We start from the raw sequence: 24227 nt of genomic DNA, 5'->3' as shown, positions 1-24227 counted from the left end.
CCTCAGCGCGCCTCGGCGCGCTCCTCTTCCGGCGTGCTGTCCGGCGTCTCCCGGTCGCTCTCCTTTTCGCCCTCGGTTTCGCCGGGAGCGAGGCCGCGATGCGACTCGGCGTGGCGCCGGCGGTACAGGCGTCGCCGCACCCCTTTCTCCAGCTCCACCGCCAGGAAGATCGCCACGGCGACGGCGAGGATCGCCAGCCAGTGGTCGAGCCCCAGGGCGGCGCTGCCGAAGACGCGCTGCAGGAGCGGCAGGTAGGTCCAGCCGAGCTGCAGGAGCATCACCAGGGCGATGGCGAGCCACACCGGCCGGCTGCCGAAGAGCCCCTGGAGGGAGAGGCTGCTGCGGTGCAGGAAGCGGCTGTTGATCAGGTAGGCGGCGCAGCCGGTGACCAGCATGTTGACCGCCGCGGCGCGGGCCAGCGCGAGGCTCTCGCCCTGGCCGTTGAAGAGCCACGAGAAGATCCCGAACACGCCGAGCAGCAGCAGGATCGAGACGAACACCACCCGCCACAGCAGGAAGAGGTCGAGCAGCGGAGCGTCCGGGTCCCGGGGGCGGCGGCGCATCAGGTCTCGCTCGCCGGGCTCGAAGGCCAGCGCCAGGCCCAGGGTCACCGCGACCACCATGTTGACCCACAGCGCCTGCAGCGGCGTGACCGGCAGCACCTGCCCGGCCAGCACGGCGAGTAGGATCGCCAGCCCCTGGGCGCCGTTGGTGGGCAGCAGGAAGGTGATGGTCTTGCGTATGTTGTCGTAGACCTTACGCCCCTCGCGGATGGCGCCGACGATGGTGGCGAAGTTGTCGTCGGCGAGCACCATCTCGGCGGCCTCCTTGGCCGCCTCGGTGCCCTGCACGCCCATGGCCACCCCCACGTCGGCACGCTTGAGGGCCGGCCCGTCGTTGACGCCGTCGCCGGTCATGGCGCAGACCCCGCCCCGGGCCTGCATGGCGGTGACCAGGCGCAACTTGTGCTCCGGGGAGGCGCGGGCATAGACGTCGACGTCGAGGATGATCTCCTCCAGCTCGGCGTCGGACATCGCCTCGATCTCCCGCCCCGAGAGCGCCCGCTCGGTGTGCCGGAAACCGAGCTGGCGGGCGATGGCCAGGGCGGTGACGGCGTGGTCGCCGGTCACCATCACCGGGCGGATGCCGGCGGCGAGGCAGTCCTTCACCGCCGCCACGGCCTCGTCCCGGGGCGGGTCCTGCAGCCCCACCAGCCCCAGCAGCACCAGGCCGTCCTCGGCATGCTCATCGGCCAGCTCATCGACGCCCTCGGCCCGCTTCTCCGCCAGGGCCAGCACGCGAAGCCCCTGGGCCGAGAGCGCGTGCAGGTGCGCCTGCCAGGCCTCAAGATCGAGGGCGGCGTCGCCGGACTCGGTGCGCACCCGGTGGCACCGCTCCAGCAGGCGGTCCGGCGCGCCCTTGACCAGCAGCCACGGCTCGCCGTCCACCGCGTGGAGGGTGGCCATGTACTGGCGCTCGGACTCGAAGGGGATGGCGTCGTGGCGGTCGTGGTGGTCGCGCAGCTTGCCGGTGGCGAGGCCGGCCTTGGCGGCGGCCACCACCAGGGCGCCCTCGGTGGGATCGCCGTGGATGCGCCAGCGGCCCTCGTCCCGGGCGAGCTCGGCGTCGTTGCAGAGCACGCCGACCTCGAGGAAGTGGCGCAGGGCGGGGTGGGCGTCGAGGTCGAGGGGCGCGTCGAGGGCCTCGCCCTCGCGCACCTCGTGAAGGTTCCCCTCGGGGGCGAAGCCGCTGCCGGTGAGGCGGATCTCGGCCTCGGGCAGGCGGATCGCCCGGGCGGTCATCTCGTTGCGGGTCAGGGTGCCGGTCTTGTCGGAGAAGATGGTGGAGATCGAGCCCAGGGTCTCCACCGCGGGCAGCCGGCGGATGATGGCGTGCCGGCGGGCCATGGCCTGCACGCCCAGCGCCAGGCCAATGGTGACGATCGCCGGCATGCCCTCGGGGATGGCGGCCACGGCCAGGCCCACGGCGGCCATGAACATCTCGCCGAGCGGCTCGCCATGCACCAGCACCCCGAAGGCCGCGGTCAGCAGCGCCAGGGCCGTGATGATCAGCCCCAGCACGCGCCCGGCGCGGTCGAGCTGACGCAGCAGCGGCGTCCTGAGCGTCTCGACCCCGCGCAGCAGTTCGGAGATGCGCCCGATCTCGGTGCGCTCGCCGGTCGCCACCACCAGCCCCCGGGCGCTGCCCTGGACCACCAGGGTGCCGGCATAGGCCATCGAGCCACGCTCGGCCAGCTCGCTCTCCTCGCCGACCGCGTCGATCGTCTTGTCCACCGGGGTCGACTCCCCGGTCAGCGCCGCCTCCTCGTGGCGCAGCCGCTTGGCCTCGAGCAGGCGCAGGTCGGCGGGCACCCGATCGCCGCTCTCCAGCAGCACGATGTCGCCGGGGACCAGTGCCTCGGCATCGACCTCGTGGCGGTGCCCGTCGCGCAGCACCTGGGCGCGAGGCGAGAGCATGTCGCGGATGCGCTCCAGCGCCTGCTCGGCCTTGCCCTCCTGGAGAAAGCCGATCAGCGCGATGATCAGCACCACCCCGGCGATGGCCACGGCGTCCACCCCGTGGCCGAGGCCTAGGCTCGCCGCCGCGGCGACCAGCAGGATCAGCATCAGCAGGTTGTTGAACTGCCCGAGCAGGCGCCGCCAGGCGGGCCGTCCCTGACCCTGCTGGAGCCGGTTCGGCCCGTGTCGCGCCAGGCGCTCGCGGGCCTCAGATTCCGAGAGCCCCTCCGGCGTGGCGTCGAGGGCCGACAGCGCCTCCTCGGGCGTGAGGGCATGCCAGGGGCGGTCGTGGGCGGGGGCGTGGCGGCTCATCCTTGTCCTCCTTGCGTGGGCGTGTGGGGCTGCCCTGACAGGTGTACCACACTCTATGCTGCAGTGCGGTAGTCGCGGTCAAGGTTCCCGTCCGTCGCGGGGGCGGGAACCTCGCCGCCCGAGATGGCACAATGGCGCCATTTCCCGGGAGACCCGCCATGACCTGTGCCACGCGCCCCGATTCGGCCTGCCCCTGCGGCAGCCGGCGCGCCCTCGCCGAGTGCTGCGGCCGCTATCATCGCGGCGAGCCGGCACCAAGCCCCGAGGCGCTGATGCGCTCGCGCTTCAGCGCCTTCGCCCTCGACCTCACCGACTACCTGCGCGAGACCTGGCACCCGAGCACCCGGCCTGCGAGCCTGCCGAGCGACGACGCCACCCGCTGGGTACGCCTGGAGATCCTCGATCACGAGGAGCAGGGCGATCGCGGCCGGGTGCACTTTCGTGCCACCTTCCAGGAGGGGCGGCGCTGGGGCGTGCTGGAGGAGGCCTCGCGCTTCGTGCAGGAGGAAGGGCGCTGGTTCTACCTCGACGGCGAGCCTTCGGTGACTCGGCTCAAGCCCGGTCGCAACGACGCCTGCCCCTGCGGCAGCGGGCGCAAGTTCAAGGCCTGCTGCGGCCTTCGCTGATCGCCACGCTCTCGGTCAGACCGGCATGTCACGGCTGGCCGCCGGGCGGGGCAGCCCTTACACTGCCCGGCCAGCGGCCGTGTCGCCACGGCCTTGTCCCTTCATCCACCCAAGCCCGGTAGTGATCCCATGGCCCAAGATTTCTCGAAGCGCATCAACAAGTACATCCGCGAGAGCGGGATGTGCTCCCGACGGGATGCGGACCGCTACATCGAGCAGGGCAACGTCACCATCGACGGCCGGCGCGCCACCACCGGCGACCAGGTCTATCCGGGCAGCGTGGTCAAGGTCAACGGCCAGGTGGTCGAGCCCCTGGAGGAGGAGGACCTGGTCTTCATCGCCCTGAACAAGCCGGTCGGCATCGTCAGCACCACGGAGTCCAGCGAGAAGGCCAACATCGTCGACTTCGTCAAGCACGGCGCGCGCATCTTCCCCATCGGGCGCCTCGACAAGGACTCCCAGGGCCTGATCTTCCTGACCAACAACGGCGATCTGGTGAACCGCATCCTCCGGGCGAGCAACCACCACGAGAAGGAGTACCTGGTCACCGTCGACAAGCCCATCACCGACGACTTCCTCGCCGGGATGAGCGGCGGCGTGCGCATCCTCGGCCAGACCACCAAGCCCTGCCGGGTGGTCCGGGAGTCGCGCTTCGTCTTCAACATCACCCTGGTGCAGGGGCTCAATCGCCAGATCCGGCGCATGTGCGAGGTGTTCGGCTATGAGGTGGTCAAGCTCGAGCGCGTCCGCATCATGAACGTGACGCTCAAGGGACTGGCGCTGGGCGACTGGCGCGACCTGACCGAGCAGGAGGTGGCGACGATCCTGGCCGAGACCGAGCACTCCTCTTCCCAGGCCCAGGCGCCGGCCAAGAGCAAGCCCAAGGCCAAAGCGAAGGCGCCGGGCAAGCCGGCCGGCCAGGGCGCCAAGCGCGGGGCGTCGGCCAAAAAAGGCGCGCCCGCCAAGGGCGGCAAGCCGGCCAGGGCAGGGGCAGGCAAGGCAGGGGCAGGCAAGGGCGGTGCGCCGGCCAAGGGGGCCAAGGCCGCCGGCAAGGCGCCGCCCCGCCAGGCCAAGGGTGGCAAGCCGGCCCCGGGCGGTCGCAAGGTCAAGGGCAAGGGCGCGTCGCAGCCGGGCCGCGCGACCGGCCAGCGCCAGAAGCCCGGCAACGCCGCGCGCAAGGCCCGGGCCAAGAAGTGACCGCCGGTAGGCGCCGCCCGAACAGGAGACCGTCATGAGCGACGAACGACGCCACAGCCCCGCCGCGGCGCGCAACCGCCAGCCGATCCTCGAGGTGCTGCAGGCGGTGCTGCCGGCGCACGCCCGGGTGCTGGAGGTGGCCAGTGGCAGCGGCGAGCACGCCGTCCACTTCGCCGGGGCGATGCCGGGCTGGACCTGGCAGCCCAGCGACCCGAGCCCCCAGGCCTGCCGCTCCATCGAGGCCTGGCGGTCTCACTCGGGGCTTGCCAACCTGCTCCCGCCCCTGGCGCTGGACGTGACCGCGCACTGCCCGGCCGGCCCCGTCGACGGCGTGGTGGCGATCAACCTGTTGCACATCGCGCCCTGGGCGGTCGGCGAGGCGCTGCTCGACGGCGCCGAACGCTGCCTGCCCGCCGGCGGCGTGCTCTTCCTCTACGGCCCCTTCAAGCGCGAAGGGTGGCACACGGCGCAAAGCAATGCCGCCTTCGACGCCGACCTGCGACAGCGCGACCCCCGCTTCGGCATTCGCGACCTGGAGACGGTCGTCGAGGCGGCCGCGGCGCGCGGCCTCGGGCTCGAGCGGACGGTGGAGATGCCCGCCAACAACCTGAGCCTGGTCTTCCGGCGGGCCTAGCGCCGCTGCTCTCGCAAGGGCTCGTCGCAAGAGCCCATCGCAAGGGCTAGTCGCCAGAGCTCATCGCAAGGGCCCGGCGTCAGGATTCGGCCGCGGGCGCTACTCAGGCAACTCGCCGGGTATCCGATACTCCACGCCCTGGGCCTCGCGCTCCTCACGCGTCATGGTCTCGTCCTCGGCGGGCACGCCCCACACGGTCTCCCGGCGGCCGTCCTCCCAGGTGTAGGTGGTGCAGCCGGCCAGCAGGGCGAGGGCGGCGGTGACGATGAGCGTTCGAGGCATCACGGGACTCCTTGGGATGAGGCGTGCCGGCTCTGCTAGCCGGAGAGGCCGAGCAGGATCGGGACGTAGACCACCAGCAACAGCACCGCGACCAGGCTCAGCAGGTAGGGCACGATGGCGCGGGTGATGCGCTCCAGCGGCAGCCGGGTGACCGACGAGGCCACGTAGAGGTTGATCGCCACCGGCGGGGTGATCATGCCGATGGCCAGCCCCATCACGATGATCAGGCCGAAGTGGATCGGGTCGATGCCGAGCTGGGTGACCAGCGGCAGCAGCACCGGCGTGAGGATGATCAGGGCGCTGGCGGTCTCGATGAACACCCCGGTGAGCAGGATCACTGCCACTACCAGCAGCATGATCACCAGCGGGTCGGTGGAGAGCGACAGCACCGCCTGGGCGATGGCGCCGGGCACCTGCCAGCTGGAGAGGGTCCAGCTGAGCACCGCCGAGGTGGCGATCACCAGCATGATCACCGAGGTGGTGATCGCCGAACGGATCAGGATGCGGTAGACGTCCTTGATGCCGAGGTCGCGATAGACGAACAGCGACACCATCAGCGCATAGTTGACCGCCACCACCGCCGCCTCGCTGGGGGTGAAGATGCCGGAGAAGATGCCGCCGAGGATGATCACCGGCGTCGCCAGCCCCCAGCTGGCGCTCTTGAAGGTGCGCCAGATGGTCGCCGCCGAGAGCGCGGCGCCGCGCGGGTACTGGCGGCGGTAGGCCTGGACGATGGCGATGGTGGCCAGGCCCAGCCCCATGGCGATGCCGGGCAGGATGCCGCTCAGGAACAGCGTCGAGACCGACTGCTGGGCGATCACGGCGTAGATGATCATCGGCACCGAGGGCGGGATCACCACGCCGATGGTGCCGCTGGCGGCGATCAGGCTGGCCGCGGAGGCGGGCTCGTAGCCCTTCTTGCGCAGCTCCGGCACCAGGCTCGAGCCCACCGCAGCGGTGGTCGCCGCGCCGGAGCCGGAGATGGCGGCGAAGAACATGCCGGCGCCCACCGAGACGACGGAGAGCCCGCCCTTGAGGAAGCCGAACAGCGCATCGGCGAAGGCCACCAGCTTCTCGCTGACCTTGCCCTGGGCCATCAGGTCGCCGGCGAGGATGAACATGGGCACCGCCACCAGGGCGAAGGAGTTGATGCCCTGGAACATCTGCTGGGTGACCACCATCAGCGGTACCCCCTGGGCCTGGAGGGCCAGCAGGGTGCTGGCGCCGATGGCCAGGGCGACCGGCACGCCGAGCAGCATGAAGACGAAGAACAGCACGAAGAGCAGGGCGGTCATGCCGGAGGATCCTCGGGACGACGGGGGTCGATATCACCATCGGCGTCGCCGGTCGCGATCAGGCCGACCAGGTCGACGACGGCATACCAGGCCATCAGGGCGGCGCAGAGCGGCATCACGGCGTAGATCCAGGTCATGGAGAGGCGCAGCGAGGCCGACTTCTGGAAGCTCTGCACCTGCATGTACTCCCAGCCGATGCTCACCAGGGCGATCATGAAGCCGAGCACCACCAGCGTCGCGGCGATGCGGGCGAGTCGCGAGAGCCGGCCGGGCAGGGCATCGACCAGGAAGGTCACGGCGATGTGGCGGCCACGCTGGAAGGCCAGCGTGGCGCCGAGGAAGGTGATCCAGACCAGCAGGAAACGGGCCACCTCCTCGGTCCAGCCCACCGCCTGGAAGAACACCCGCGAGACGATCTGCAGCGTGATCACCCCGATCAGTGCCGCCATGCCCGCGAAGACCACGGGGCGAAGGGCGGCGTCGATGAGGCGCTCGGTGCGGTGCAGGAACGTCAGCGCGGCTGTCAGCACGGACAGGAGCGGACGAGACACTTACTTCAGCGCCTCCTGGATGCGCGGCAGGTAGTCGCCGAACTGCTCGCCGTACTGCTCGTAGACCGGCGCCACGGCCTGCTGGAAGGCCGCGATATCGGGCTCTTCGACGATCTGCATGCCGGCCTCGCGCAGCGCCGCCAGCTGTTCGGCGGCCATCTCGGCATTGACGCGCCGCTCGTGCTCGGCGGCTTCCTGGGCGGCCTCGTCGATCACCGTCTGGGCCGCCTCGGGCAGCTGGTTCCAGGCCGGCATGCCCATGACGAAGATCGCCGGGGCGTAGGTGTGGCGCGACAGGGTCATGTGGTCCTGGGTCTCGTTGAGCTTGAACGAATGGATCACGTTGACCGGGTTCTCCTGGCCGTCGATGGTGCCCTGCTGCATGGCGGTCAGCGCCTCGGTCCAGGCCATGGGGATGGCGTTGGCGCCCAGCTCACGGAAGGTGTCGACGTAGACCGGGTTCTCCATGACGCGGATGCGCAGCCCCTCGAGATCCTCGGGGGAGGTCACGGGGCGCTCGCTGTTGGTCAGGTTGCGAAAGCCGCGCTCGGCGTAGGCCAGGCCCTTGAGGTTGACCTCGGCCAGTCGGTCGAGGAGCTCCTGGCCGATCGGGCCGTCCAGCACCTCATAGGCCGCCTCCGGGGAGGGGAAGAGGAAGGGCAGCTCGAAGACCGCCATCTCCTCGACGAAATTGGCCACCGGGCCGTTGGTGATGACTCCCATGTCCACGGCGCCGATCTGCATCGCCTCGAGCAGGGTGCGCTCGTCGCCCAGGGTGGCGTTGGGGTAGAGCTCGATGTCCACCTTGCCCTCGGTACGGGCCTCCACCAGCTCCTCGAACTTCTCGGCGGCGATGTGGAAGCCGTCCTGCTCGTTGACCACGTGGGCCAGGCGCAGCGTGACCGGGTCCATGTCGTCGAAGGCGGCGGCCTGGGCGCCGGCGCTCATGGCCAGCGAGACGGAGAGTGCCAGCGTGGTGCGTGCAAAACCTTTCATTATCGTTTTTCCTTGGTCAGTCAATCGCTTGCTGAGCATGCCCGAGGCCGGTGTCGAGGGTCAACTGGACCGCCCGGGGCCCAGCTCGCCCGGCTCGGGCGGCGGACGGGCCCGCGGACCGGGAAGAGGGCGGGAAGGCGGCTAGCGGTTCGCCTGCTGGCCGCGCAGCCAGGCGATCTCCTCGGCCCAGATCGAGGGGTCGATGGTCTCGAGGATCATGGGGATGCCACCGATGCGCGGGTCGCGCATCAGGGTGGTGAAGGCGGTCAGGCCGATGTTGCCCTGGCCCAGGCTGTGGTGGCGATCCACCCGGCTGGCGAACTCGCTCTTGGCATCGTTCAGGTGCATGCCGCGCAGGTAGTCGAGGCCCACCACCCGGTCGAGCTCGTCGAGGGTGGCGGTGCAGGCCGCTTCGGTGCGCAGGTCGTAGCCGGCGGCGAAGGCGTGGCAGGTGTCGATGCAGACCCCGACGCGCGTCTTGTCGTCGACCTGGTCGATGATCTCGGCGAGGTGCTCGAAGCGCCAGCCGAGGTTGCTGCCCTGGCCCGCGGTGTTCTCGATCACCGCGGTGACGCCCGAGGTCTCGGCGAGCACCAGGTTGATCGACTCGGCGATGCGGGCGAGGCAATCGCCCTCGCTGATCTTTCTCAGGTGGCTGCCGGGGTGGAAGTTGAGCAGCGAGAGACCGAGGGCCTCGCAGCGGCGAAACTCGTCGAGGAAGGCGGCGCGTGACTTGGCGAGCCCCTCGGCCTCCGGGTGACCGAGGTTGATCAGGTAGCTGTCGTGGGGAAGGATCTGCCCGGGGCCGAAGCCGTGCGTCTCGCAGGCCGCGCGAAAGGCCTCGATGGTCGCCTCGGCCAGCGGCTTGGCCTGCCACTGGCGCTGGTTCTTGGTGAACAGGGCGAAGGCGTCGGCGCCGATCTCCACGGCCCGCTCCACCGCCTTGTCGACCCCGCCCGCCGCGCTGACGTGAGCGCCGAGATAGTTCATGGGTGTCCCCCTCACCGGTTAGATCAGTGATGCATGATGAAGGGGAGTCTACCGCAGCCGTCGTGTCGGGGCATGGCCGGTCGCCTGTCGGCAAGCAGGGTCGGGCGTGTGGCGCCTCAGTGGCGCTGGGTCGAGCTCTGCCGACGCGCCTTGGGCCGGTCCGCGGAGGCCTCGTTGGGGGCCGTCCTGGAACCGTCCTCGTGATGGATGATCAGCACGGTCTGCTGGTTGAAGCTGACCTGACGGCCGTAGGCCTCGGCGGCTTTCTTGGTGGCGAAATGCCGGCTGGCGCGCTTGCCGCCGTGTCGGTGAACGCTCCATCCCCCCTTGGGATTGGGGGTCACGTGATGGGTTGATGAAGGCATGACAGTCGTCCCTCCTGTGCGGTAGGGATACCGAATGGGCACAACCTTCAGTATAGCGCTCCCCGGGGTCGCGAGCGGACGGCAAGATGATTCGCGCGCGTCATGCGCTTGCCGACCCGCGACATCCGCCGGGTGCGGCGCCCGGCGCCGGCGCGGCCTTCCCGTGGGCCCGGCCAACGGGTCACACGAAGTCGGAATCCTGGGTGCGGACGGTGAGCGTCTCCTCCTCGCCGGGCACCGTCACGGCGAACTCGCCGCCGCCCAGGTGGGTCACGGCGTGGCCCTCGCGGGTGCGAAAGGCGGGCAGGCCGCCGCTGGCCGCGCCGGCATGCTGCAGGTCGGAGAGATCGCGGACGCTGACGAACACGTCGATGAAGTACTCGTTGCCGGCCTCGTCGAAGGCCAGGATGGTGCGTTCATGCTCGGACACGGCGACGCCTCGCTTCGGGAGATGTGCCGTCCAGTCTAGCCGTCCGCCGGCTCCCGAGGCGAGGGGGGAGCGCGTGTCGTGATCCCGCGACGCCCAGCGGGTATCCTCGTCGCCGTGGACACGCATCCCGGTCGGCCTCCCGCTGTCGAAGGGGGACCGATCGTTCGAAAGGAGTCGTAGCTTGCGTCTGGACTACCATGGGCTGCTGCCCGAAGCCGTCGGCTTCCTGCTGCTGCCGCGCTTCTCGATGATGGCCTTCTTCTCGGCCGTCGAGCCGCTGCGCATCGCCAACCGCATCGCGGCGCGACCGCTCTTCGACTGGCAACTGATCAGCGAGGACGGGGCCCCGGTCACCGCCTCCAACGGCATGACCCTGCTGGCCGATCGCGCCATCGGCGACGTGCACCACCTGCCGTCGCTGGCGGTGTGCAGCGGCTTCGGCCCGGAAGATACCCTGAGCCGCCCGCTGATGGCCTGGCTGCATCGCCTGGACCAGGCCGGCTGCGTGCTGGGTGGCCTCGACACCGGCGGCTTCCTGCTGGCCGAGGCGGGCCTGCTGGAGGGCGAGCGGGTCACCCTGCACTGGGAGAGCCTGCCGGCCTTCCAGGAGCGCTTCCCGGCCATCGAGACCTCCGACGAGCTCTTCGAGCTCGGCCAGCGGCGCTTCTCCTGCGCCGGCGGCACGGCGGCCATGGACATGGTGCTGGAGGTGATCGCCCGCCGGCACGGCTCGCGCCTGGCCATCGACGTCTCCGAGCAGCTGATCCACGAGCGGATCCGCACCCGGCGCGACCAGCAGCGCATGTCGCTGGCCCGGCGCCTGGGGGTGCACCACCGCCGGCTGGTCGAGGCGGTGGCGCTGATGGAGCGCCACCTCGAGACGCCGCTGCCGCTCGCCGAGGTGGCCAGCCGCAGCGGCGTGTCGCTGCGCCAGCTGCAGCGCCTCTTCGAGCAGCACCTCGACAGCACCCCCCGCGCCTGGTACCTCAAGCTGCGCCTCGAGCGCGCCCGCCACCTGCTCGTCGACACCGACATGGAGGTGCTCTCGGTGGGGCTGGCCTGCGGCTTCACCTCCGGCTCGAGCTTCGCCCGCGCCTTCAGGGCGCACTTCGGCGTCTCGCCGCGGGTGGCGCGCCGCCAGTGAGCGCGCCGGCGGGGGAAGGAACACGGGCCGGTGACGTGATGTCCCCTGGGGGACGGATGACCGACACCCGATCTGCAGGGGTTGCGTCGTGTCTAATATTTGAATAGGTTGTGTATAGCATTCGTAAAAGATGATGAATGCGCCACGTACCATTCACCGGATGAGAGGTACCCCCATGAAACGCATCACGATCACCGCATCAGCCCTGACGCTTGTGATGATGATGTCGGGCGCCGCCCTGGCGGAGCAGCATGAGGAGACCATGGCCGAGCCGACCGGCGTCGACTCCGCCAACCAGGTCAGCGACGGCACGGCCCAGGACGACGGCATGCTCGAGGACGATACGGTCGTCGAAGAGGGCGGCGTCGACAGCGCCAACGAGGTCGAGGTCGAGACCCCGGATGACGCCTCCCTGGACGACGACGAAGTCGCCCCGGATAGCGGCGTGGATGCGGCCAGCCAGGAGTAATCCTTCGGCACGCCCGCACTGACGATCACCCCCGGCCCGCCCGGGGGTGATTCATTTCTATCCCTCTGCTTTCTGGCGGTAACCCTCTCCGCTTCTCCTCAGCCTACGCTCGCCACATACTCGAGGGACTCCAGCGAGTCGGTGCCGGTGACGATCGCCTCCAGCTCGTCGCAGAAGGCGGTGAAGGCGTCGCTGGACGCGCCCGGCGTGCGGTGCAGCTCGATCTCGACGTACCCAAGCGCAGGCAGGCCCTCGTCGTCGCCGACGATGCGGCAGCCCTCGGGGATGCTGCGCGGCGTCTTCACCGTGACCGCGAGCCCGGCCTGGACCGGCAGGTTGATGCCGGTGGGCGACTGGCTGGAATAGCGCACGTCCCAGCGGCGCTCCGAGGCGCCCAGCGCCGCGAAGGCGTGGGCGCGAAAGGTACAGCCCTCGGGATTGAGCGCCAGCGGCAGGGTCTCCCAGTCGTCGATGGCGCGGTCCTCGGCCACCACCCAGACCATCTGCTCGCGCCCCAGCAGCCGGCCGGTGTGGGTAGGGCCGTGGCGCACCACCAGGGCGGCGTCGAGCAGCCCCTCCTGGAAGTCGTTGACCAGCGAGCCGCTGATGCCGCACATCACCTCCAGGCGCACCTCGGGGAAGCGCGCCGAGAAGCGCGGCAGCAGCTCGGGCAGGTAGGTGCTGGCCTGCTCCTCCGAGGTGCCCAGGCGAATCAGCTCGCCCTGGCGATCCACCCCCATTACCTGGCGCGCCTCGTCCTGCAGCTTGAGGATGTGCCGGGCGTAGGGCAGCAGGCGACCGCCCGGCGTGGTCAGCACCACGCTGCGGCTGGTGCGCTCGAAGAGCGTCTCGCCCATCTGATCCTCGAGTCGCTTGATCTGCAGGCTGACCGCCGACTGGGTGCGGTGCAGCACCTTGCCGGCGGCGCTGAAGCCTTCGCACTCGGCCACCGTGACGAAGGCGCGAAGCAGGTCGGTGTCCATGATCTATGAGCCCTTGCAATGCATTTTATCTGAACCATTCATTTCTATTATTAAACTCGGCTCACTACCCTGTCCAGACGTTATGAGTCAGGCAGGAGAACCGCCATGCAAGACGCCCTCATCCAGGAAGACGACGCCTCACTTCACGGCCTGATCGACCTGGAGCGCTACCCGATCCACGACCTCGACGGCGCGCGCGGCCGCGAGATGATCGCCGAGTGCCGCCGCCAGCTCGGCCACGACGGCTGCGTGGTGCTCAAGGGCTTCGTGCCGGAGGAGGCGCTGGCGCGGCTGGAGCGCGAGACCGAGCGGCTCTCGCCCGAGGCGCACTACAACCAGACCGAGACCAACCCCTACAACAGCGCCGGCGACCCGAGCCTGCCGGCGAGCCACCCCATGAACCGTTTCGACGACCGCACCAACGGCTTCGTCGCCGGCGATTGCATCGACGACGACACCATCATCCGCAAGGTCTACCAGCACGGCGGCTTCCAGCGCTTCATCGCCGGCGTGGTGGGGGAGGAGGAGATCCACCCCTACGCCGATCCGCTGGCGGGGCTCGTCATCAACGTGCTGCGCGAGGGCTGCCAGCACCCCTGGCATTACGACACCAACGAATTCATCGTCACCATGATGACCCGCCAGTCCCACGGCGGCGGACGCTTCGAGTACGCCCCCGGCATCCGCAGCCCCGAGGGCGAGAACTTCGACGAGGTCGAGCGGGTGATCGACGGCGACCGCTCGCGGCTCAAGTCGCTGGACCTTCAGCCCGGCGATCTGCAGATCTTCTTCGGTCGCTACTCGCTGCACCGGGTCACGCCGGTGGAGGGCGACAAGGAGCGCCACACGGTGATCTTCGCCTACGCCAAGGAGCCGGGCTTCATCGGTCGCCCCGAGCGTGCCCAGCGCATCTTCGGCCGCATGGCCCCGGTCCACGAGCGCCTGCTCGAGGAGGGCATGGAGCGCAGCGACGCCCTGGCCGATTGAGCCTGGCCGTCCCCTCCAACGCCCTCGACCCTTTCCAAGAAGAGACCCTGACATGAGCATCGTCGATTTCGAGAAGCTGACCGACCACGAGCCGGACAACATCCCGGTGATCCCCTCGGCCCCGATGGCCAACGGCGACAGCATCCCCACCGCCTTCGACCCGAAGCAGCTGCGGGCCGGGCGCCTGGCGCGCCTGCGCGCCATGATGGCCGAGCAGGGCTACGCCGCGGTGGTGCTGTTCGACCCTTACAACCAGCGCTACGCCACCGGCTCGCGCAACATGTTCGGCTACTTCCTGCGCAACTCCACGCGCTATATCTACGTGCCCCTCGACGGCCCGGTGATCCTCTTCGAGTACCCGGGCAGCGCCCACGTCTCGACCTGGCTCGAGACCATCGACGAGTCGCGCACCTCCAAGGTGGTCTGGTCGGCGGTCAACCAGCGCGACAACCTGTCGTCCGACCCCTTCGGCATCGAGATCGCCGAGCTGATCGAGGAGCACGGCTGCGGCAACAAGAAGATCGGCCTGGACCGCTGCGCGCTGAACCTGGCGCGCTCCCTGGAGGCCCAGGGCCTGGACGTCTACGACTGCATGCAGGACACCCTGCACTGCCGGCGCATCAAGACCCCGGAAGAGATCGCCTGCCTGGCCCAGTCCATGGCCGGCGCCGAGGCCGCCGTGGCCGAGGTGGAGGCCGCCATCAAGCCTGGCGTCACCGAGAACGACCTGTTCGCCACCATGTACGGCAACATCATCAAGCAGGGCGGCGAGTTCATCGAGACGCGCCTGCTCTCCTCGGGCCCGCGCACCAATCCCTGGTTCAACGAGGCGAGCGACCGGGTGATCCGCCCCGGCGAGCTGGTGGCGCTGGACACCGACACCATCGGCTGCCACGGCTACTACTCCGACTTCTCGCGCACCTTCCACGTCGGCCCGGGCAAGCCGAGCGCCTACCAGAAGAGCCTCTACCGCATGGCCTACGACCAGGTGCACCACAACATGGGCATCCTCAAGCCCGGCATGAGCTATCGCGAGATCGCCGAGAGCGCCTGGAAGATCCCCGAGCGCTTCCTCGATCGCCGCTACCCGTCGATCATCCACGGCGTGGGCATGCACGGCGAGACGCCGCTGGTCGCCCATCACATGGACTTCGACCGCTTCTCCAAGGACGGCATCCTCGAGCCCGGCATGGTGGTCTCAGTGGAGAGCTACATCGGTGAGGTCGGCGCCGCCGACGGCGTCAAGCTTGAGGAGGAGGTGCTGGTCACCGAGACCGGCATCGAGAAGCTCTCGCGCTACCCGTTCGACGAGGCACTGCTCGACCGGGAGGTCTGACGGCCCCGCCTGGCTCGATGAGCGCCGGGGACAAGGCGAAGCGAGGGTCTTTTGCCCTGGGTGAGGAGCACTGCTCCGAACGGGCTGGCCATGGATGGCCAGCACAGGACCTGCAAGCGGAGCAGGACGCGAGAGCGCCGCAGGGCAAAAGTAGCGCCCAGGGAAGGGTTTACAGCGCCCTCGCGATGGCCCGGCACCCCGGGGCTTGTCGCCGGCAAAGCTCATCGGCTCCGTAATGAAATACGTTCCAGGAAGACGCCACCGTGCGTCTTCCCGCTAATTCAAGAGAGACCCCATGACAGACGTGAACCACTGGATCGCCGGCGACCGCGTGGCCGGCGAGCGCAGGATCGACGTGTTCAATCCGACGACCGGCGAGGCGATCCGCCGCGTCGCCCTGGGCGACGTGGCCACCGTGGAGCGCGCCATCGCCGCCGCCCGCGAGGCGCTGCCGGCCTGGCGCGACCTGCCGCCGGCCAAGCGTGCCCAGGTGATGTTCCGCTTCAAGATGCTGCTCGAGCGCGACGCCGACGAGATCTGCCGCCTGGTCGCCGAGGAGCACGGCAAGGTGCTCGAGGACGCCATGGGCGAGCTCAAGCGCGGCATCGAGAACGTCGAGTACGCCTGCGGCGTGCCGGAGCTGCTCAAGGGCGAGTACTCCCATAACGCTGGCCCCGGCATCGACACCTGGTCCAACCACCAGCCGCTCGGCATCGTCGCCGGCATCACGCCGTTCAACTTCCCGGCCATGGTGCCGCTGTGGATGTACCCCATGGCCATCGCCTGCGGCAACGCCTTTATCCTCAAGCCCTCCGAGCAGGTGCCCTCGGCCGCCATCAAGATGGCCGAGCTGCTCGACGAGGCGGGCCTGCCGCGGGGCATCTTCAACGTGGTGCACGGCGACCGCGAGGCGGTCGAGGCGCTGATCGACGCCCCCGACGTGCGCGCGCTCTCCTTCGTCGGCTCCACCCCGGTGGCCAAGTCGATCTACCGCCGCGGGGCCGAGAACGGCAAGCGCGTCCAGGCCCTGGGCGGCGCCAAGAACCACGCCGTGGTGCTGCCCGACGCCGACCTCGACAACGCCGCCAGCACCCTGATCGGCGCCGCCTTCGGCAGCGCCGGCGAGCGCTGCATGGCGATCTCCGTGGCCGTCTGCGTGGGTGACGACACCGCCGATGCCCTGGTCGACCGGCTCGCCCTTGAGGCCCGCACGCTCAAGATCGGCCCCGGTACCGAGTGCGGCCTCGACATGGGCGCGCTGGTCAACGCCGCCCATCGCGACAAGGTCGCCGGCTACATCGAGCAGGGGGTGGCCGCCGGCGCGGAGCTGGTGGTCGACGGCCGCACGCATCCGCTGGTCGAGGGCTCGCCGGGCTACTTCCTCGGCGCCACCCTGTTCGACCGGGTGACCCCGGAGATGGGTATCTACCGCGACGAGATCTTCGGCCCGGTGCTCTGCGTGGTGCGCGTCGATACCTATGAGGAGGCCATCGCGCTGATCAACGCCCACCAGTACGGCAACGGCACCTGCGTGTTCACCCGTGACGGGGAGGCCGCGCGTCGCTTCGCCGATGCCATCGAGGTCGGCATGGTGGGCATCAACGTGCCGCTGCCGGTGCCGGTGGCCTTCCACAGCTTCGGCGGCTGGAAGGAGTCGCTGTTCGGCGATCTGCACGCCTACGGCCCCGACGCGGTGCGCTTCTACACTCGCCGCAAGGCCATCTCCCAGCGCTGGCCCGAGCGCAGCGCCCAGGAGAGCGCCCAGTTCAGCTTCCCCTCCTGAACGCGCTGACCGGCCTATAGCGGCCAAGTACCACGCCCGCCCCGGCAAGCCGGGGCGGGCGTTTTTATGTGCTTCAACTGGATGACGCACGGTCGTTTTCCGGTCGCTTCCCGGAAAGGCGCATGTTTTTCCGCGCCAAGGCACGCTAGATTAGGGGGCACTTAAACATTGAGCCCCCAGGGAAGGGGGCGTGGTCCACCCCGGATCACGGCGGCCAGGAAGGCGGTGCCCGCCAAGGCATTGCCCGGCGGTAGCGTGGGGCGGCATTTACAGAGGCGAGTTCGCAGGGGCTTTGTCCGGGCGCAGCTCATAACGGCAACTGCGTGAAAGACCGCAGGCTCGTTCGTCCTTGTTATGTGGCATGCACGATGATTGGCGTTATGTGGCCGAGCTATTGTTAATGACTTTTAAAATCAATGGCTTAGGAATATTTCGGTCTGCAAGATAATATTGTTATGCGCGCGCGCACGTTCAAGTTCTTATACGAGCACGCAGTCTAATCACTGTTATACGCATTCCATACATGGGAGTTAAATTGAAGTCTTTTATTTTAGAGTTGGTTAAATTGCTCAAAGGAACAATCATTGGAAAGGTAATTCTTACCCTTCTGGCTAGTGGAGTAAGTATTTTAGGATCTGCTCCTTTTTTCGATAAATATATTTCTGCAGCATTAAATAAATATTTATCCTTGGAAGCCTCAGACCCATCAGTTCCACTTGGGCTACTTTTAATATTTATCGCCGTTGCTCTAACTATCTGGGAGCGAATGAACCAAATTAAAATGGAGGCAGAAAAATTAATTTCTCCAAACAATAAAATAGAAAAACCGTTTGTTGATATTTGCAACAGAGGTATTTCGGTCAAAGAAATTGATGATCAAAAGGTCTTCTTTGATATCCCGTATTGTGCTGGCCCGAATGCTAATGCCTACCATGTGAAATTAGATAATGCACTTATCACCCCAAATGGGAATGACTTGATTTACAACTCTGGCTTCGGTGACCATTTTCCTGAAAACATAACTCTGACTAATGAGTTAGGAAAAGCAATGAATTATTCATTGCATCCTTTCTCGATCGAGTTAGCACTTCGATCTTATATCGTCGTAAAAGGGACATACAAAAATATTACTGATGATATGTATGATGTTTTTGATGTATTTAAGTTTAGTCACCCAGCAAATAGTTGGGTTCGAGCAATGGGTAAAGAGTTCGATAAAATTAAAAGCTTTGTTGAGTCTAGTGAAAAATGCGTATAACAAGTAAATCCAGGTGACGCCTGCGGCGCACCTGATTTAAGCGTTATGAGCCTCATTCGCTGGGTTAACATATTTGGAGCTGAATTCAGCGATGGCTTAAAACTATCCTCCGGGATTAAAAAGGATAGTCACCGCTAGTTTGAAGCTGGAAAAGTTGAAGGGATAGTCGAAAAATTTTATGCCTATATTGAAGAATATTATTAACGAAACGGAAGAATAGAAATGTCAAAACCGCTGAAAAAAGTACCGGCCAAGAAGAAGGCGGTGGAGCATAAATCAAAACACGAAAGCATATTAGGTAAACATCCCACTGGGAATAAATTTGGTGGCTTCACTACATTTACAGATTTAGTCACTGCTAAAAATATTGCGCATCGTGCCCTATTACTTCCTGACGAAAAGGTTGTCGATGCTGTTCAAGTGCTAAGGCCCGAGCTGATTGGGCATCACGCAAGCCCAGAAATGATAGCGCGAGACAACAGAAGGATTGCCTCGCTAAAAGAACTCGGCTATACCTTCGATGATGCTAATGTTCAGCGTTTTCCAACTCACTCAGATACACAGAAAGGCAACTTAACGGAAGTTTTTCTAGCTGAATATATTAGTGCTTCGTCTGGGGCTGATCTTCCAGTCTATCGATTAAGGCACAATCCAAACGTTGAGCAATCCATGAAGGGAGATGATGTCTTAGCATTTGACTTTCGGGGCAGAAGACCCCGAATAATAATCGGAGAAGCTAAATTCAGAGGTGTACCATCCAAAAAAGCCGTCGAAGAAATAATTAAGGGACTTAATAGTTCTTACCATGGAGGGTTGCCTGCTTCCCTACAGTTTGTAGCCGATCGATTATATGAATCTGGTCAGAATGCGTTAGCTGACCAAGTAGAAAGCTGCGCTCTGTATATGGCCAATGGAAACCTCGATCTAAATTATGCCGGGATACTTCTAAGCAATCAAAATAGTGCCAATCCAATAAATGCTCATGCAGATAGCAATATACGCGAACTCGTCATGATCTCATTGGCCATATCCAAACCCAACGAACTAGTTACTGCATGTTTTGACGGGATTGAGGAGGAAGCGCATGGCAATCCCTAGAGAAACCGCGCAAAGAATAATTGAAAGCTTTCAAGCCGATAGAACTTCAAACCTTTTTGCCCAATCAAATGCCAGCCACCTGCTATATGAAGTTGGAGAAATTCAAGACAACTTCCCTAACTTCGACCCATCCTTGCAAGATAAAGTGACTATATCGGCATACTCGATTTTGGCTGCTGCCATTAGCATTGCTGAAGAAGAATGGACTGATGACGCGATTAAGGCATTGGAGCTTGGTGCTGGTTTACTTGGAAACGTAAATCAACCCCATACAGAACAGAGCACATCAAGTGTCTTTCACGTTTTGATATCGGCAATGGCATTCTATGCCGCAGGCCAGTACTCTCGTGCTTTTGTAAGCATTAGAAAAATCGAGGCTAAATCTGATATAGCAGAAATCATCTCTGCTTTTATAAGAAAGAAACCTGAACAGGTAATTTTATTAACCAATAAATTTCTACTCGACGACCTTACAAGGTTTGAATCCCACCACGACATTCTTGATCACGCTGTTGCATTGATATGCTCACGAGCACTGAGCCTCACTCTAGAATATTTTGCATCAGGTGACGATAGAATTCCTGAAACCATAGATCAACTTCTTTCTAGTGGAGTCGAGTTGGCGTCAGATTATGACTCCCCCTCGCACTGGCTCATAATGCGCTTATTAAGGTTGATGCTGGCCGGAAATTTAGATGATTCGCTATGGTCCAGGCTAGTGCCCTTACTGTATGGCGATGAAGATATTATAAAAAAATATATACGCTTATTAGCTTTTGATAAGAACCGTATCACTGAATTGTGGACATCACAAATTGAAGCACTAGATCAAGCTCTCGACTCTGCGACTCCCGGTGCCGTAGTGAATATGCGCACTAGTGCTGGAAAAACCCGAGTGGCCGAACTTGCCATACTCCAAACATTGCTAGGTAACCCGGGGACCAAAGTTCTTTATTTGGCACCTTTCAGGTCGTTGGCAATCGAAATTGAGCAAACATTAAGCAAAACCTTTGACCCTCTAGGATTTCCCGTATCACATCTGTATGGCGGATTCAGGTTGAGCAGAGCGGATACCCAACTCGCTGAGTCATCGAGCATTACCATAGCTACTCCTGAAAAAAACCGTGCAATGTTGAGGGCGAGCCCTGAACTAATATCTCAAATTGGCCTAATAATCGTTGACGAAGGTCACCTGATAGGCGCTAACGAAAGGTATGTAAAAAATGAACTTTTTCTAGACCATCTTCGAGTACTTTCTAACAGGAATAATTCCAGAATTTTAATGCTTTCCGCTGTTCTTCCCAACTCAGACGATATTTCAAATTGGCTAACAAAAAATCCAGATAATGTCGCCAGATCAAACTGGAAGCCGTCCTCTGAAAGATTCGGCATATTGCAATGGCAAGGAAATAATGTTCGCATAGATTGGCGCGGCGAATATGAGTCATTTAACCCAAGATTCGTGCAACAAATAGAGTGCAATCGGCAATTTGATCATGTCACTGGAAGATGGAAAGGCAGACGAAAACCTTTTCCTTCAAACAAAGGAGAAGCTATTGCAGCTTCGGCAATACGCTTATGTGCCGTGGGGCCTGTGATGATTTTTTCAGCACGCGCTAACAGCATTCCAGGCCTTGCCTCCTCCACCTTAACTGCGATGGGAGAAGACGCCCCGAATCATAATTGGCCACAGCTCGAATGGGATTTATTTGAAGCCACATGCGTAGAAGACCTGGGAGAAGACGCCATAGAGCTTCACGCAGCACGTAAAGGCATTATCTGCCATAGCAACAGACTTCCCCCAGAGACCCGTCTCGCAATAGAGAGGTTGATGCGAAGTTTCGCGCCGAAGCTAGTTATTGCCTCAACTACTCTGGCACAAGGAGTAAACATTGGAATCTCATCTGTCATTGTTTCTACTCCTTTCAAGAGCAAAGATCCAATTGATCACCGAGACTTTTGGAACATATGCGGAAGGGCTGGCCGCGCGTTCGTAGATGGCGAAGGGAAAATTCTTTATGCGATCGACCGAACAAATGAAGATTGGAAAGTTCGAAAAGATCTTGCGTTAGCAAACTATTTTTTTAACCAGCAAAATAGCAACGAGGTACAGAGCGGCCTTCTTTTTGCTTTAAATCTATTGAAGCGCATCTCTGATGAACATCAACTCAATTTTGAACAACTCCTTGCCATGATTGCTGAGAATGATTTTACAACCCTTGAAGAGCAATCTCAGGAGGGATTCCATTACATTTTAGATCTTGTTGACGACAGCCTTTTAACGATCCAGGAAGACGAGATAATCAATCCAAACAACTTGCAGCCTGAACTATGGGTTGATGATTTTTTTCGGAATTCATTAGCTTCATTGCAGGCAAATGCAGATACAGGATTGGGCTCGGACGAACTGATTCAACTCTTAAGTACGCGAGCAAGCTATCTGATACGGTCTATCCCTGACAGGGCTCAAAGGAAGGCATATGGCTCATCAGGCCTACCAATATCTGTTGCGTCTAAGCTTTTTCTTGATATAGCCGCTTTTTCTACTCATGCACAGGCAGTGTCAATCTCAGAATACAGTATTGATTCGATACTTTCCTTTTTAAATTGGCTAGAAGATTGGTCGATACAAAACGCAAGTACTATTATTCAGGACGCACCATCCAAAGAATCGTTTAATAGTATAAGGTCTTTATGGCTGTCAGGAACCTCGATGCGTGAAATTACTTTACTCAATGACGGCGCCGATGAAATTTGCAAAGGAGTTTATGGATTCACTTTTCCTTGGCTAATACATGCAGCATCTCAACAGGTAAAAAGTATTGGCCTGGAAGAAGAATCAGACACCCTAAGCAATGTAGCGATCCTCGTCGAAATGGGACTACCTTCACTATTGGCTTGCTGGGTATTTCTATCTGGCATTAGATCTCGAAAGGCCTCAACTGAAATCGCCAATTCAGGTGTCGATTTAGGGAATAGCCTAAGACAAGTGCGTCTCCGCTTAAGAAGACCTGATATTTTAGAGGCCTTAAATAAAACTGTTAGCGATCATTCCAAGAATTGGTTAAGCCTGCATCGAATCAATCATGCATCAACTCCAGACAGACTAACTAAATTCAGAAGGTTTACTGTTAATGGGTTTGATGGAGAACCACCCGTTCTTCTACCTCGAAGCATTGAACAACGAGAGTATCTTTGCACTCCAGACGGGCGACAAAAACGGCTTGTTGGCTCTAATCACGAACTTCCATTTCGAGAAGTTGCAAATGATTACCGGGTTGCATTTGAAAGAAATAATGATGGGAGTTATGAAATAATTTTGAGAGACCCCCGTGCTCAACTAGAAGAGTAATCCTATTGATGAACTTGGAATCTCATAACAAGGCGCTGCTGTCGGACAAATTATCCGCTGCGCTCCAAATTTGCCGCAGAGCGCCGCGTTAGAAAAATCAATGGAGCCCCCATGGGTCTGATCATACTTCCCCTGCTGGCGGCGTGGCTGGCCTGCGCCGGGTACGCCGTCTTCCTGGGCTACTCGCTTTGGGCCGACGGCAAGCCGCTGCTCTATGTCGTCACCTTGCTCATAGTGGGCGTGCTGCTGGCGCTAGTGTACGCCTGCGTCGGCCTGTCGGGCTTCAAGACCCGGGAGGAGGTCTGGGCCTTCGAGATCCCCATGCACTTCCTGGTGAATAAAGCCGCCATCGCGATGTTCGTGCTGGCGGTGGCGATCTCCTTCCTGGCGCTGAACATGGCGGATTTCTCCCATACCGTCGCCGCCTGCTTCGTCGTGGCCTTCGCGCTCTCGGTCGGCACGGTGGCGGCGAGCCTCTATGCGGAGACTTTCGTGCGCCACCACGATATTCGCGTGACCTACTGACGATTTGGAAAAACCGGGCTAGGCGGGCGGCCCGACGCCGCCTCGCTCGCGCCGAGTCCTCGATTGCACCACCACGGGAGCCACCCGCATGTTTACCGGCCTCAGCGCCTTTCCCTTGACCCCGATGAACGAGCGCGGCCTGGACGAGCCCGCCTTCGTGCGCCTGATCGAGCGGCTGGTCGCCGCCAGGGTCGATGCCATCGGCGTGTTGGGTTCCACCGGCAACTACGCCTACCTGACCCGGGCCGAGCGGGCACGGGTGGTCCAACTCGCCGTGGCGCACGCCGGAGAGGTGCCGGTCATGGCGGGCATCGGCGCACTGCGCACCCGCGACGTGCTTGCGCTGGCCGACGATGCCCAAGCCGCTGGCGCGCGCGGGGTATTGCTGGCGCCGGTGTCCTACCAGAAGCTCACGGACGACGAGGTGTACGGGCTCTACGAGACGGTCACCCGGGCGCTCTCGGTGCCGCTCTGCGTCTACGACAACCCCGGCACCACGCGGTTTTCGTTCAGCGATGACCTGCATGGCGAGATCGCCAGGCTCCCCAACGTCGCCTCGATCAAGATCCCGGGCGTGCCGGCCGAGCCCGAGGCGGCGCGAGCACGGGTGGCGCGGCTTCGCGCGCGGCTGCCCGATCACGTAACGCTCGGTGTCAGCGGCGATGCCTTCGGCGCCACCGGCCTCAACGCCGGCTGCGAGGTCTGGTACTCGGTGATCGGCGGGCTCTTTCCCGCCACGGCGCTTGAGATCACCCGCGCGGCCCAGGCGGGGGATGCCGAGGAGGCGGCGCGGCTCTCGGCTCGGCTGCAGCCGCTGTGGGCGCTGTTCGCCGAGCAAGGCGGCAGCCTGCGGGTGATGGCGGCCGCCGCAGAGCTCTCGGGCCTCGTCGAGGCGCCGTGCCTGCCACTGCCGCTCAAGCCGCTGGGCGGTGCGGGGCGCCGGCGCCTCGCGGCGCTGCTCGAGGAGTGGCGTCTCGCCTGACGGATGGGCCCGGGAGGCCGCCGTGTCGCCCTGGTGCTTTTCGATGACGTTTTCCATGCCGCTCGCCGATCCGAAGCCGAGGCGGCGGTGGGGGCAGCGGCCTATTCTTGGGC

General features: G+C 63.4%; 22 protein-coding genes. 13 read left to right on the top strand and 9 right to left on the bottom strand.

The window, feature by feature from the left end:
- Nucleotides 1–2: 2 nt before the first annotated feature.
- Nucleotides 3–2831, bottom strand: a complete 2829-nt coding sequence (locus C9F13_RS12020) for a cation-translocating P-type ATPase (RefSeq protein ID WP_108446514.1) — start codon at nt 2829–2831, stop codon at nt 3–5.
- Nucleotides 2832–2989: 158 nt separating this feature from the next.
- On the opposite strand from C9F13_RS12020, the gene C9F13_RS12015 reads away from it, so the two are divergent.
- The 3 genes from C9F13_RS12015 to C9F13_RS12005 all read left to right on the top strand — a co-directional run bounded on the left by C9F13_RS12015 (nt 2990) and on the right by C9F13_RS12005 (nt 5288).
- Nucleotides 2990–3457: a YchJ family protein gene (locus C9F13_RS12015; RefSeq protein WP_108446513.1), complete on the top strand. Its 468-nt coding sequence runs from the start codon at nt 2990–2992 to the stop codon at nt 3455–3457.
- A gap of 129 nt (nt 3458–3586) precedes the next feature.
- Nucleotides 3587–4654, top strand: a complete 1068-nt coding sequence (gene rluF, locus C9F13_RS12010; protein ID WP_108446512.1) for a 23S rRNA pseudouridine(2604) synthase RluF — start codon at nt 3587–3589, stop codon at nt 4652–4654.
- Nucleotides 4655–4688: 34 nt separating this feature from the next.
- Nucleotides 4689–5288 (top strand): DUF938 domain-containing protein, encoded by a 600-nt coding sequence (locus C9F13_RS12005; protein ID WP_108446511.1) that lies wholly within the window; start codon nt 4689–4691, stop codon nt 5286–5288.
- Between the two features lie 99 nt (nt 5289–5387).
- On the opposite strand, the gene C9F13_RS12000 is transcribed toward C9F13_RS12005, so the two are convergent.
- The 7 genes from C9F13_RS12000 to C9F13_RS11970 all read right to left on the bottom strand — a co-directional run bounded on the left by C9F13_RS12000 (nt 5388) and on the right by C9F13_RS11970 (nt 10197).
- Nucleotides 5388–5570 carry a hypothetical protein gene (locus C9F13_RS12000; protein ID WP_108446510.1) on the bottom strand — a complete coding sequence of 61 codons (183 nt, stop codon included), beginning with the start codon at nt 5568–5570 and terminating at the stop codon, nt 5388–5390.
- 35 nt (nt 5571–5605) lie between these two features.
- A complete protein-coding gene (locus tag C9F13_RS11995; protein ID WP_108446509.1) occupies nt 5606–6865 on the bottom strand; it encodes a TRAP transporter large permease in 1260 nt (419 codons plus the stop codon).
- Entirely contained in the window at nt 6862–7416 is a 555-nt protein-coding gene (locus C9F13_RS11990) for a TRAP transporter small permease (RefSeq protein WP_245888773.1), read from the bottom strand. Before C9F13_RS11990 ends, C9F13_RS11995 begins: the two co-directional genes overlap by 4 nt.
- Entirely contained in the window at nt 7417–8412 is a 996-nt protein-coding gene (locus tag C9F13_RS11985) for a TRAP transporter substrate-binding protein (protein WP_108446508.1), read from the bottom strand. It abuts the gene before it with no gap.
- A gap of 141 nt (nt 8413–8553) precedes the next feature.
- A complete protein-coding gene (gene nfo, locus C9F13_RS11980; RefSeq protein ID WP_108446507.1) occupies nt 8554–9402 on the bottom strand; it encodes a deoxyribonuclease IV in 849 nt (282 codons plus the stop codon).
- Nucleotides 9403–9518: 116 nt separating this feature from the next.
- Nucleotides 9519–9767, bottom strand: a complete 249-nt coding sequence (locus C9F13_RS11975) for a DUF2188 domain-containing protein (protein WP_108446506.1) — start codon at nt 9765–9767, stop codon at nt 9519–9521.
- Nucleotides 9768–9948: 181 nt separating this feature from the next.
- Nucleotides 9949–10197, bottom strand: coding sequence for a hypothetical protein (locus tag C9F13_RS11970; RefSeq protein WP_108446505.1), 249 nt, complete (start codon nt 10195–10197; stop codon nt 9949–9951).
- Nucleotides 10198–10378: 181 nt separating this feature from the next.
- Here C9F13_RS11970 and C9F13_RS11965 point away from each other — a divergent pair, with 181 nt between their 5' ends.
- Both C9F13_RS11965 and C9F13_RS17510 read left to right on the top strand, forming a co-directional pair.
- Nucleotides 10379–11341, top strand: a complete 963-nt coding sequence (locus C9F13_RS11965) for a GlxA family transcriptional regulator (RefSeq protein ID WP_108446504.1) — start codon at nt 10379–10381, stop codon at nt 11339–11341.
- Between the two features lie 175 nt (nt 11342–11516).
- Nucleotides 11517–11810, top strand: a complete 294-nt coding sequence (locus C9F13_RS17510; protein ID WP_157955195.1) for a hypothetical protein — start codon at nt 11517–11519, stop codon at nt 11808–11810.
- A gap of 98 nt (nt 11811–11908) precedes the next feature.
- Here C9F13_RS17510 and C9F13_RS11955 read toward each other — a convergent pair whose 3' ends face one another.
- Entirely contained in the window at nt 11909–12793 is an 885-nt protein-coding gene (locus C9F13_RS11955; RefSeq protein ID WP_108446502.1) for a LysR substrate-binding domain-containing protein, read from the bottom strand.
- A gap of 105 nt (nt 12794–12898) precedes the next feature.
- Between C9F13_RS11955 and C9F13_RS11950 the strand changes: the two genes are divergently transcribed.
- From C9F13_RS11950 to C9F13_RS11920, 8 genes are all read left to right on the top strand, one after another.
- A complete protein-coding gene (locus tag C9F13_RS11950; RefSeq protein WP_108446501.1) occupies nt 12899–13780 on the top strand; it encodes a HalD/BesD family halogenase in 882 nt (293 codons plus the stop codon).
- 52 nt (nt 13781–13832) lie between these two features.
- Nucleotides 13833–15116: a M24 family metallopeptidase gene (locus C9F13_RS11945; protein ID WP_108446500.1), complete on the top strand. Its 1284-nt coding sequence runs from the start codon at nt 13833–13835 to the stop codon at nt 15114–15116.
- A gap of 295 nt (nt 15117–15411) precedes the next feature.
- Nucleotides 15412–16899, top strand: coding sequence for a CoA-acylating methylmalonate-semialdehyde dehydrogenase (locus tag C9F13_RS11940; protein ID WP_108446499.1), 1488 nt, complete (start codon nt 15412–15414; stop codon nt 16897–16899).
- Between the two features lie 535 nt (nt 16900–17434).
- Entirely contained in the window at nt 17435–18157 is a 723-nt protein-coding gene (locus C9F13_RS17505) for a hypothetical protein (RefSeq protein ID WP_157955194.1), read from the top strand.
- A 222-nt stretch (nt 18158–18379) separates the two neighbouring features.
- A complete protein-coding gene (locus C9F13_RS11935; RefSeq protein WP_108446498.1) occupies nt 18380–19255 on the top strand; it encodes a Hachiman antiphage defense system protein HamA in 876 nt (291 codons plus the stop codon).
- Nucleotides 19242–22607 (top strand): DEAD/DEAH box helicase, encoded by a 3366-nt coding sequence (locus C9F13_RS11930; RefSeq protein ID WP_108446746.1) that lies wholly within the window; start codon nt 19242–19244, stop codon nt 22605–22607. Before C9F13_RS11935 ends, C9F13_RS11930 begins: the two co-directional genes overlap by 14 nt.
- A 111-nt stretch (nt 22608–22718) precedes the next feature.
- A complete protein-coding gene (locus C9F13_RS11925; protein WP_108446497.1) occupies nt 22719–23132 on the top strand; it encodes a hypothetical protein in 414 nt (137 codons plus the stop codon).
- An 88-nt stretch (nt 23133–23220) separates the two neighbouring features.
- A complete protein-coding gene (locus C9F13_RS11920; protein WP_108446496.1) occupies nt 23221–24114 on the top strand; it encodes a dihydrodipicolinate synthase family protein in 894 nt (297 codons plus the stop codon).
- The last annotated feature ends 113 nt before the right edge of the window (nt 24115–24227 follow it).

The sequence above is a fragment of the Halomonas denitrificans genome (genome assembly GCF_003056305.1).
Lineage (GTDB): Bacteria > Pseudomonadota > Gammaproteobacteria > Pseudomonadales > Halomonadaceae > Halomonas > Halomonas denitrificans.
Note: the sequence above shows the minus strand (reverse complement) of the source record. Positions and strands in the feature narration are given on the sequence as shown.

Excerpts from the sequence above, each read along its gene's own strand:
- C9F13_RS12015 (WP_108446513.1), top strand. The coding sequence starts at position 2,990 with ATGACCTGTGCCACGCGCCCCGATTCGGCCTGCCCCTGCGGCAGCCGG.
- C9F13_RS11925 (WP_108446497.1), top strand. The coding sequence starts at position 22,719 with ATGGGTCTGATCATACTTCCCCTGCTGGCGGCGTGGCTGGCCTGCGCC.
- C9F13_RS11930 (WP_108446746.1), top strand. The coding sequence starts at position 19,242 with ATGGCAATCCCTAGAGAAACCGCGCAAAGAATAATTGAAAGCTTTCAA.
- C9F13_RS12000 (WP_108446510.1), bottom strand. The coding sequence starts at position 5,570 with ATGCCTCGAACGCTCATCGTCACCGCCGCCCTCGCCCTGCTGGCCGGC.
- C9F13_RS11940 (WP_108446499.1), top strand. The coding sequence starts at position 15,412 with ATGACAGACGTGAACCACTGGATCGCCGGCGACCGCGTGGCCGGCGAG.
- C9F13_RS11945 (WP_108446500.1), top strand. The coding sequence starts at position 13,833 with ATGAGCATCGTCGATTTCGAGAAGCTGACCGACCACGAGCCGGACAAC.
- C9F13_RS11975 (WP_108446506.1), bottom strand. The coding sequence starts at position 9,767 with ATGCCTTCATCAACCCATCACGTGACCCCCAATCCCAAGGGGGGATGG.
- C9F13_RS11985 (WP_108446508.1), bottom strand. The coding sequence starts at position 8,412 with ATGAAAGGTTTTGCACGCACCACGCTGGCACTCTCCGTCTCGCTGGCC.
- C9F13_RS11995 (WP_108446509.1), bottom strand. The coding sequence starts at position 6,865 with ATGACCGCCCTGCTCTTCGTGCTGTTCTTCGTCTTCATGCTGCTCGGC.
- C9F13_RS11955 (WP_108446502.1), bottom strand. The coding sequence starts at position 12,793 with ATGGACACCGACCTGCTTCGCGCCTTCGTCACGGTGGCCGAGTGCGAA.
- C9F13_RS12005 (WP_108446511.1), top strand. The coding sequence starts at position 4,689 with ATGAGCGACGAACGACGCCACAGCCCCGCCGCGGCGCGCAACCGCCAG.
- C9F13_RS17510 (WP_157955195.1), top strand. The coding sequence starts at position 11,517 with ATGAAACGCATCACGATCACCGCATCAGCCCTGACGCTTGTGATGATG.
- C9F13_RS11920 (WP_108446496.1), top strand. The coding sequence starts at position 23,221 with ATGTTTACCGGCCTCAGCGCCTTTCCCTTGACCCCGATGAACGAGCGC.
- rluF (WP_108446512.1), top strand. The coding sequence starts at position 3,587 with ATGGCCCAAGATTTCTCGAAGCGCATCAACAAGTACATCCGCGAGAGC.
- C9F13_RS12020 (WP_108446514.1), bottom strand. The coding sequence starts at position 2,831 with ATGAGCCGCCACGCCCCCGCCCACGACCGCCCCTGGCATGCCCTCACG.
- C9F13_RS11935 (WP_108446498.1), top strand. The coding sequence starts at position 18,380 with ATGTCAAAACCGCTGAAAAAAGTACCGGCCAAGAAGAAGGCGGTGGAG.
- nfo (WP_108446507.1), bottom strand. The coding sequence starts at position 9,402 with ATGAACTATCTCGGCGCTCACGTCAGCGCGGCGGGCGGGGTCGACAAG.
- C9F13_RS11950 (WP_108446501.1), top strand. The coding sequence starts at position 12,899 with ATGCAAGACGCCCTCATCCAGGAAGACGACGCCTCACTTCACGGCCTG.